The organism is Aeromicrobium sp. PFPM2_SD2 (genome assembly GCF_057364525.1).
Map to the genome: position 1 here is coordinate 1 of NZ_JBNFNZ010000069.1, position 7,740 is coordinate 7,740.

Annotated in this window: 6 protein-coding genes and 3 pseudogenes; 4 read left to right on the forward strand and 5 right to left on the reverse strand. The window is 72.6% G+C overall.

Annotated elements, in window-relative coordinates; translation table 11 throughout:
• Positions 1–90: 90 nt before the first annotated feature.
• The gene (locus AC2W7G_RS05470) at positions 91–246 is read right to left on the reverse strand and encodes a YchJ family metal-binding protein (RefSeq protein ID WP_485867546.1); all 156 of its coding nucleotides are present in this window, start codon (positions 244–246) and stop codon (positions 91–93) included.
• A gap of 88 nt (positions 247–334) precedes the next feature.
• Positions 335–475, reverse strand: a pseudogene (locus tag AC2W7G_RS05475) (SEC-C metal-binding domain-containing protein); the annotation flags it as partial.
• A 91-nt stretch (positions 476–566) separates the two neighbouring features.
• On the opposite strand from AC2W7G_RS05475, the gene nhaA reads away from it, so the two are divergent.
• Together nhaA and AC2W7G_RS05485 are read left to right on the forward strand one after the other, a co-directional pair.
• On the forward strand, positions 567–1,841 hold the full coding sequence (gene nhaA / locus AC2W7G_RS05480) for a Na+/H+ antiporter NhaA (RefSeq protein WP_485867547.1): 1,275 nt from the start codon (positions 567–569) through the stop codon (positions 1,839–1,841).
• 19 nt (positions 1,842–1,860) lie between these two features.
• Entirely contained in the window at positions 1,861–2,430 is a 570-nt protein-coding gene (locus tag AC2W7G_RS05485; protein ID WP_485867548.1) for a hypothetical protein, read from the forward strand.
• A gap of 7 nt (positions 2,431–2,437) precedes the next feature.
• Here AC2W7G_RS05485 and guaA read toward each other — a convergent pair.
• Positions 2,438–4,005, reverse strand: a pseudogene (gene guaA, locus AC2W7G_RS05490) (glutamine-hydrolyzing GMP synthase).
• Positions 4,006–4,360: 355 nt separating this feature from the next.
• On the opposite strand from guaA, the pseudogene AC2W7G_RS05495 reads away from it, so the two are divergent.
• Positions 4,361–4,450, forward strand: a pseudogene (locus AC2W7G_RS05495) (hypothetical protein); the annotation flags it as partial.
• Between the two features lie 617 nt (positions 4,451–5,067).
• Positions 5,068–5,328, forward strand: a complete 261-nt coding sequence (locus AC2W7G_RS05500; RefSeq protein WP_485867551.1) for a hypothetical protein — start codon at positions 5,068–5,070, stop codon at positions 5,326–5,328.
• Positions 5,329–5,430: 102 nt separating this feature from the next.
• On the opposite strand, the gene AC2W7G_RS05505 is transcribed toward AC2W7G_RS05500, so the two are convergent.
• A complete protein-coding gene (locus tag AC2W7G_RS05505; protein WP_485867549.1) occupies positions 5,431–7,131 on the reverse strand; it encodes a GMC oxidoreductase in 1,701 nt (566 codons plus the stop codon).
• An 88-nt stretch (positions 7,132–7,219) separates the two neighbouring features.
• Positions 7,220–7,740 (reverse strand): molybdopterin cofactor-binding domain-containing protein (locus AC2W7G_RS05510; RefSeq protein WP_485867550.1); only part of this gene is annotated, 521 nt, incomplete at its 5' end.

Here is a 7,740-nt window from a genome sequence, read left to right on the forward strand (position 1 = left end):
CGGCGTCGCGCGCCGCCGTTGGGGGCACCGAGCGCGAGGACGGGCATGGGGCTCATTCGACCACGGGGACGGCGCCGCGGCGCGCGAGGCTCAGCCGACGTCCCCGTCCAGGTAGAACCAGCGTCCGCCGCGGCGCTCGAAGCGGCTCACCTCGTGCAGTGTTCCCGGGCCGTCCGGCGACGTGAAGGAGGCGGTGAACTCGACGGTGCCGGCGGTGTCGTCCGGGCCGCCCGTGGCCTCGTGCACGACCAGGCCGGTCCAGCGCAGGCCGGGCGTCGGGGCCGCGTCCGCCGGGGCGCGTCCGCGGGTGCCAGGTCGCGAGCAGGTGGTCCTCCAGGCCCAGCGCGAACGCCGAGTAGCGCGACCGCATCAGCTCCTCGGGCGTCGCGGCGAGGCGGGTGCGGGCGTGCAACGGGCCGCAGCAGGCGGCGTACGTCCGGCCGGAGCCGCACGGGCAGGGGTCGTCGGGTGTCACCCGGGCAGGCTATCGACCGCTCGATACGATGGACGCAGGTGAGCCGGGAAGTCTGGTCGGCATCCCGTCGCCGACCCCTGAAGGAGCCCCCGTGGCCCGCACCCAGATCTTCTCGCCCGGTACCTGGCCCGAGGCCCGCCGCATCGCCGACGTCCTGCGCATGGAGACCGTGGGCGGGTTCCTGCTCATCGCCGCCGGCCTGCTCGGCCTGGTCTGCGCCAACGTCGTCGGCGCCGGCTACGAGTCGCTGCGCGACACCGTCGTCGGACCGCACGCGCTGCACCTGGACCTGAGCCTCGGCACCTGGGCGGCCGACGGTCTGCTCGCGGTGTTCTTCTTCGTCGCCGGGCTGGAGCTCAAGCGCGAGTTCGTCGCCGGCGACCTGCGCGACCCGGGACGCGCGGTGCTGCCCGTGCTCGCCGCCGTCGGCGGCATGGTCGTGCCGGCCCTCGTCTTCGTGGCGCTGAACTGGGGCGGCGCGCTGGAGGGCTGGGCCATCCCCACCGCCACCGACATCGCGTTCGCGCTGGCGATCCTGGCCGTCGTCGGCAGCCACCTGCCGACCGCGCTGCGCACCTTCCTGCTGACGCTCGCCGTGGTCGACGACCTGCTGGCCATCTGCGTCATCGCGGTCTTCTACACCTCCGAGCTGCACCTGCAGTGGCTCGCGCTCGCGCTCGTCCCGCTGGCGGTCTACGGCGTGCTCGTCCAGAAGCGCCGCTACTCGCTGTGGCTGCTGCTGCCGCTGGGCGCGCTCACCTGGGCGCTCGTCCACGCGTCGGGCGTCCACGCGACCGTCGCCGGCGTCCTGCTGGCCTTCACCGTGCCGGTGATGCGCCGCGACGGCCAGGACGGCCCCGGTCTGGCCGAGCACCTGGAGCACCTCGCGCGTCCGTTCTCGTCCGGCTTCGCCGTGCCCGTCTTCGCGTTCTTCGCCGCCGGCGTGGCCGTCGGCTCGCCGTCGGAGGCGGTGGACGCGCTCACGACCCCGGTCGCGCTCGGCGTCATGCTCGGCCTGCTCGTGGGCAAGACCGTCGGCATCACCCTGACCACCTGGGTGCTGGCCACGTTCACCCGGGCCAAGCTGGGCGACGGCGTGGCGTGGATCGACGTCGTGGGCCTGGCCATGCTCGCCGGCATCGGGTTCACCGTCTCGCTGCTGATCGGCGAGCTGGCCTACGGCGCCGGCACCCTGCTGGGCGAGGAGGCCAAGCTCGGCGTCCTCAGCGGCACGCTGCTGTCGGTGGTCGGCGCGACGATCGTGCTGCGGGCCCGTGACAAGCACTACGCGCGCCTCGCGGCCGAGGAGGCCCGCGACGACGACGCCGACGGCATCCCGGACGTCTACCAGCGCCGCGAGGACTGACGACTGCCAGACTGCAGCCATGAAGAAGTCGCGCCGCCGGATCCTGGACCGTCTCGAACGAGCCCAGCGGCGTGGACGTCCGGTCCGCATCGAGCGCGATCGCGTCCACGACGGGCAGGTCGGGGGGTTCGTGCTCGCGGTGACGCGTCGCTGGGTCGCCCTCGAGGTCCTGCACGACGGGCTCTTCCCCGACGGCATCGCGTTCGTGCGACCCAAGCACGTGACACGGGTGCGCAAGGGCAACCACTGGGCCTACGCCCAGCGCGTCCTCGCTGGCCACGGGCACGTGATGCCGCACGTGCGGCTGCCCGACGACGCCCGCACGCGTGACGTGCTGCAGGTGGCGAGCGACCGGGGGCCGATGATCGCGTTCCACCTCGAGCACGAGGAGGACGGGCCCCTGATGGTCGGTCATCTGGTCGACCTCGCGGACGACGGATTCACGCTCCGCTTCATCGACCCGGCCGTCGAGTGGGAGCACCCCGAGCTGCGCGAGTTCGCCTACGGCGAGGTCACCCGCATCGACGTGGGCACCCAGTACGTCCAGGCCCTCGCGGACTACGGCGACCCGGCGCCCGAGGGCGCCTAGGCCGCGTTCACTCCCACTCGATGGTTCCCGGCGGCTTGCTGGTGACGTCGAGCACGACGCGGTTGACCTCGTCGACCTCGTTGGTGATGCGCGTGGAGATCCGCTCCAGGACCTCGTAGGGCAGGCGGCTCCAGTCGGCGGTCATGGCGTCCTCGCTGGAGACCGGACGCAGCACGACCGGGTGGCCGTACGTGCGGCCGTCGCCCTGGACGCGACCGAGCGGACGTCCGCCAGCAGCACGACCGGGAACTGCCAGATGTCGCCGTCGAGGCCGGCCTTCGAGGTCTCCTCGCGGACGATCGCGTCGGCCTCGCGCAGGATGCGCAGCCGCTCGGCGTCCACGGCACCGACGATGCGGATCGCCAGGCCCGGGCCGGGGAACGGGTGCCGGCCGACGATCGCCTCGGGGATGCCGAGCTGGCGGCCGACCTCGCGGACCTCGTCCTTGAACAGCGTGCGCAGCGGCTCGATGAGGCTGAACTGCAGGTCGTCCGGGAGCCCGCCGACGTTGTGGTGGCTCTTGATGTTGGCCGCGCCCTCGCCGCCGCCGGACTCCACGACGTCCGGGTAGAGCGTGCCCTGGACGAGGAACTTCACCGGCGGACCGGGCGTGGCCAGCACCTCGCGCTCGGCCTGCTCGAAGACGCGGATGAACTCGCGGCCGATGATCTTGCGCTTCTGCTCGGGGTCGCTGACGCCCTCGAGGAAGCCGAGGAACTGCTCGGAGGCGTCGACGACCTTGAGGTCGACGCCGGTGGCCGCGACGTAGTCCTGCTCGACCTGCTCGGCCTCGCCCTTGCGCAGCAGGCCGTGGTCGACGAAGACGGCGGTGAGCTGGTCGCCGATGGCGCGCTGGACGAGGGCGGTCGAGACGGCCGAGTCGACGCCGCCGGACAGGGCCGAGATGACGCGCGCGTCGCCGACCTGCTCGCGGATGAGCGCGACCTGCTCCTCGACGATGTTGGCGCTCGTCCAGGTCTGGCGGCAGCCGGCGATGTCGACGAGGAAGTGCTCGAGGATCTTCTGGCCGTGCTCGGAGTGCATGACCTCGGGGTGCCACTGGACGCCGGCGATCTTGCGACCCAGGTGCTCGAACGCGGCGACCGTGGCGCGCGGCGAGCGGGCGTTGACGGTGAAGCCCTCGGGGGCGGCGACGACCTCGTCGCCGTGCGACATCCAGGACGTCAGCGCGGTGGGCACGGCGCCGAGCAGGACGCCGGGCTCGATCACCTCGACCGGCGTGCGTCCGAACTCGCGCTGGCCGCTGTGGGCGACGGTGCCGCCGAGCGCCTGGGCCATGGCCTGGAAGCCGTAGCAGATGCCGAAGGCCGGGACGGTGCCGTCGACCAGTCGGGCGTCCAGCTGCGGGGCGCCGGGCTCGTACACCGACGAGGGTCCGCCGGACAGGATGATCGCCGCGGGCTTCTTCGCGAGCATCTCGTCGGCGGACATCGTGTGCGGGACGATCTCGGAGTACACGTTCGCCTCGCGCACGCGGCGCGCGATGAGCTGGGCGTACTGGGCACCGAAGTCGACGACGAGGACGAGGTCGTGGTCTGTCTGCGCGGCGGTCACGCGGGAAGTCTATCGGGGCCGAACTTCTCGCCCGGCGGCCGTAACCGCGCGCGACGACGGGTCGTTGGACGAGGTGATCTGACAACCTCTCCCTCCCGTTGGATCAGGCACCCGGTTCCCACCGGATGCCCTGCAGAGCCCGGTCCGTGACCTCCCTCCGGCCGGGCTCTGCTGCGTGTGGGGGGCCTGGTTTACCTGGGGCCCCAGGTAACCCGACGCCCCAGGTCTGCCGTCCTGGGGCCGTCGAGGACGCCTGGGGCCATGACTGTCCCCAGGCTCAGCCGGACGACCGTGTTGCACACAGGCGCGTGGTCCGGGGAGCACGACCCGCGCCCGCCGGCGCGATCCTCAAGTCATGCTCGATGCCCTCCTCCTACTTGCCGAGCGCCAAGGCGGCTTCTTCCTCCGCCGCCAGGCACTGGCCGTCGGCGTCACGGACGACGCGCTGGGAGCCTGGCTGCGGTCCACCCGCCTGACTCGCATACGGCACGGGGCCTACGCGCCGACGACGACGTGGCGTGCCGCGACGAACGTCCAGCAGCTGGCGATCCGGACGCGCGCGACGTTGCACCGGCTCGGTGACGGGTACGTCGCCTCGCACACCTCTGCCGCTGCCCTTCATGGACTCGACCTCCACGGCACCGACCTCGCGACCGTCCACGTCACCGCGCGGGGAGCACATCGGGGCCGGACCGAGAGCGGGGTCGTGCAGCACGAGGGAGCCCCGGACGACGATGAGCTGGTCCACATCGACGGCGCGCTCACGGTCGCGGCCCCGCGCGCCGTCGTCGAGTCCGCCTGTCTTGCCAGCGTCGAGGGAGCGATGGTGGTCGCCTGCAGCGCCCTGCGCGACGGTCGGGCCGACGAACCCTCCCTGCTCGACGCCGTACGGCGGCTGAGCAGAAGGCCAGGGATGCGGACGGCCCGCCTCGGTCTGAGCCTGGCCGACCCGGGGTGCCACACGGCCGGGGAAGCGCGCAGCCTGTTCATGTGCTGGGAGCAGGGTCTGCCCCGCCCGACCTGCCAGGTGCCGGTGCACGACGCGGCCGGCCTGGTCGCGTCGTGGACGCCGGGTGGCTGGACTGGCACCACGTCGGCGAGTTCGACGGCATCGTCAAGTACGGGCGTCAGAACCCGTGGTCGTCCGACCCCGTCGCGACGCTGGTGGCCGAGAAGGAGCGTGAGGACCGTATCCGGGACACCGGTCTCGGCGTCTCGCGCTGGACGTGGCGCGACCTGGCGACGGACGCGCGACCGAGGACTGCGGCGCGGATCCGTGCCGCGCTCGAGCGATCCCGCCGCTGGTACTCGACGCCGACGTGACGACCCCAGGATTCCTTGACAACCCCAGGCGTACCGACCTGGGGTGGTCGGGTTTACCCTGGGCCCCCAGGTAAACCCGACCCCGCGCAAAACCGACAGCGGCTAGCTCACGTCGACGATGGGGAGGCGCAGGGCGGCGGGGGCGTCGACGGGGACCACGGGGTTCTTGGGGGTCACCGGCTCGACTCGGCGGTAGGTCGCGCCGAGCGGCGGGCGCGGGTCGGCCTCGCCGCGGTTGGGCCACATCGCGAGCGCGCGCTCGGCCTGCGCGGTGATCGTCAGCGACGGGTTCACGCCCAGGTTCGCCGTCACCGTCGAGCCGTCCACCACGTGCAGCCCAGGGTGGCCGAACAGCCGGTGGTACGGGTCCACGACGCCGGTCTCGGGCGAGTCGCCGATCGTGCAGCCACCCATGAAGTGCGCCGTCATCGGGACGTCGAACGGCTCGCCGATGGTGCCGCCGGCCGTGCCGCCCATGTGCCGGGCCATGTGCTGGACCGCCTCGTGACCCTCGCGGATGAACGACGGGTTCGGCGCCCCGTGCCCCTGCTTGGACGTCAGCCGGCGCCGGCCGAGCAGCCCGCGCTTGGTGTACGTCGTGATCGAGTTGTCGTGGGTCTGCATGACCAGCGCGATGATCGTCCGCTCGCTCCAGTGCTTGAAGTCGTACAGCCGGCGGATGTTGCGCCGCTGGCTCCACAGCTCGCGCAGCCACACCCGCCAGCGCGCGACCGGGCCGCTGCCGTCGGTCAGCACCGTCTGCAGCAGCGACATCGCGTTCGAGCCGCGGCCGTACCGGACGGGCTCGACGTGGGTGTGCTCGTCGGGGTGGATGGACGAGGTGATGGCGACGCCCTCGGTGTAGTCGACGTCGGCCTCGTGCGCGATCGCGCCGAGGAGCGCCTCGGAGTTGGTGCGGGTCAGCATGCCCAGCCGCGGCGAGACCCGCGGCAGCCGGCCGTCGTCCTTCATGCGGTGCAGCAGCCGCTGGGTGCCGAGGCTGGACGCGGCCAGGACGACCTGCTCGGCCGTGTACCGCCTCTCCCCCGCCCACGGTCGCCCCGTGCGCCGCGTGACGACCTCGTAGCCGCCGCCGGGCAGCGGCGTCACCGACGTCACCGTGGTCATCGCGTGCACCTGCGCCCCGGCGCGCTCGGCCAGGTACAGGTAGTTCTTCACCAGCGTGTTCTTGGCGTCGTGCCGGCAGCCGGTCATGCACTCGCCGCAGTGCAGGCACGCGTTGCGCCGCGGGCCGACGCCGCCGAAGTACGGGTCGTCGACGGACGCGCCGGGGTCGCCGAACGTCACGCCCACCGGGGCGAAGTGGAAGCTGTCCGCGACGCCCATGTCCTTCGCGACCTTCTGCATGACCGTGTCGGCCGGAGAGGTGCGCGGGTAGACCGAGACGCCGAGCATCCGCTTGGCCTGGTCGTAGTAGGGGGCCAGCTCGTCGCGCCAGTCGGTGATGTGGCCCCACGCCGGGTCGCGGTAGAACGCGTCGAGCGGCTCGTACAGCGTGTTGGCGTAGACCAGCGAGCCACCGCCCACGCCCGCCCCGGACAGGATGAGCACGTCGCGCAGCCGGTCGATGCGCTGGATGCCGAAGCAGCCGACCGCGGGCGCCCACAGAAAGTCGCGCAGGCTCCACGAGCTCTTGGCGAAGTCCTCGTCGCGGAACCGGCGGCCGGCCTCGAGCACGGCCACCGAGTAGCCCTTCTCCACCAGGCGCAGCGCCGCGACGCTGCCACCGAACCCCGAGCCGATGACGACCACGTCGTGGTCGAAGGTCTGCGTGCCACTCATGGACACCATCATGACATCGACGGTGTCACATGCACGGGAGAGCGCCCGGGTCGGGCACCCCCGGGCGCCCCGGGCCCACCGCGAGGTGTCAGTCGGGCAGCCGGTCGAGCAGCTTGTCCGGCTGGATCGGCAGCTCGCGCACCCGCACGCCGGTCGCGTGCCAGACGGCGTTCGCGACGGCCGCCGCGGCGCCGACGATGCCGATCTCGCCGATGCCCTTGGAGCGCAGCGGGCCGAGCTCGCCGTCGTCCTCGGGCAGCCACTCGATCGTGACGTCGCCGACGTCGGCGTTCGCGGCGACGTGGTAGGTCGCGAGGTCGTGGTTGGCCCAGCCGCCGAAGCGCTCGTCGAGCAGGCCCTCCTCGTGCAGCGCCATCGACAGGCCCATCGTCATGCCGCCGAGGAACTGCGAGCGCGCGGTGCGCGGGTTGAGGATGCGGCCGGCCGCGAACACCCCCACCGAGCGCGGCACGACGACCTCGCCGGTGCGGACGTCGACCCGGGCCTCGACCATCTGGGCGCCGTAGGCGAACCGGGCGAGCTGCGCGCGGCCCTGCATGTCCTCGCTGGTGTCGACGCGACCTCGAGCCCCTCGTCCCGGGCACGTCG